Here is a 1,543-nt window from a genome sequence, read left to right on the forward strand (position 1 = left end):
TCTTGATGTGATGAAGGAGCGGGGCCTCCGCTCCTCGTGACAGTCACCCTGATCAGGGGTTTCCTGGGGTTGTCACGACGTATCACGACGAAGGAGGCCCCTGGTGGAAGAGTATGACGGCCGTGAGTTTGTGGGGATAGACCTGCATCGGCGGCGCAGTGTGATCGTGCGGATGACTCCGGACGGGCAGCGGATCGGTCCGGCGGTGCGGATCGACAATGATCCGTTCGACCTGGCCCGGCAGGTCGCCTCGTGGGGTGAGTCCCCGGAGGTGGTGTTGGAGGCCACGTATGGCTGGTATTGGGCTGCGGACGTGCTGGCTGATGCCGGCGCGACCGTGCACTTGGCGCATCCGTTGGGAGTTAAGGGTTTTGCCTACAGGCGGGTGAAGAACGACGAACGTGACGCCGCGGACCTTGCTGATCTGCTGCGGATGGGCAGACTGCCCGAGGGGTGGATCGCGCCGCCCGAGATCCGTGGTCTGCGAGAGGCGATCCGCCATCGCAGCAAGCTCGTCGCGCTGCGCTCCGGGCTCAAGGCTCAGGTCCACGCGGTGTTGGCCAAGCAGGGCGTACGGGTGCCGATGTCAGACCTGTTCGGGGTAGGCGGACAGAAGCTCCTCGACGAGCTGCAACTGGAGGCGCCGTTCAACGCCCGCGTCGCCTCCCTTCGGCGTCTCATCGACGCGTTCACGGTCGAGATCGACATTCTCACCAAACGCAACAGCGCCCAGTTGAAGACCAACCCTGGGTTCCAGGCGATCCAGGCCATCCGTGGTGTCGGCCCAGTCCTCGCGGCAATCTTCGTCGCCGAGATCGGGGACGTGACCCGCTTCGCCCGCCCTGAGCAGCTGTGCTCCTGGGCCGGGATGACCCCCAAGCATCGCGAGTCCGATACGAAGGTCCACCGAGGACGGATCACTAAACAGGGCAACCCGCTGGTGCGGTGGGCCGCGGTCGAAGCCGTGCAAACCCTCCGCGAAGGTCCGCTCGGGCACGCCCGGATCCGTATCGGCGAACGACGCGGCGCGAACATCGGCAAGGTCGCCGCCGCCCGCAAACTCCTCACGCTGGTGTTCTACGGGCTACGCGACGGTCACATCCGTTGCCTGGCCTCGGCAGCGTGAGCATCAAGTCCGGCGCAGCCAGGCGCGAGGTCGCTTTGTGTCTGACCCCCACCACGGCGCGGTCGATCCATCTTGATTGACCCCGCCTGGCTGCGGCCGTAACACTCCATGCCGCCCCACGCCGGCGGCGAAGGGATGACCGGCAACCGGACCCCCGGTTCCGCCTAACGGTCCATTTCGGACACTGGAGAGACACGGCCACCCCCACAACATCCCATAGTCGTTCCCGGCGCACCGATTCTGCGCCTCACGGGATCAGCGTCAAGGCCAAGCCCGCTGCGCGGGTCGACCTCCGGTCGAGTCTTGACCCCGACCCCTTACCGGCGTTTGTCCGCACCGATCCAGGAAACAGCTCAAACCGGTCACAAACTCCTCGGCCTACGGGGTTGACACGGCCCCACTCCTTCAGGGATGACA

The 1,543-nt window shown here is 65.7% G+C and carries 1 protein-coding gene; it reads left to right on the forward strand.

Features of this window, described 5'->3' with window-relative positions; genetic code table 11:
• The first annotated feature begins 103 nt into the window (after positions 1-103).
• Positions 104-1,126: an IS110 family RNA-guided transposase gene (locus tag AC1WTP_RS34350; protein WP_481653367.1), complete on the forward strand. Its 1,023-nt coding sequence runs from the start codon at positions 104-106 to the stop codon at positions 1,124-1,126.
• The last annotated feature ends 417 nt before the right edge of the window (positions 1,127-1,543 follow it).

This window comes from Micromonospora sp. R311 (assembly GCF_056780015.1).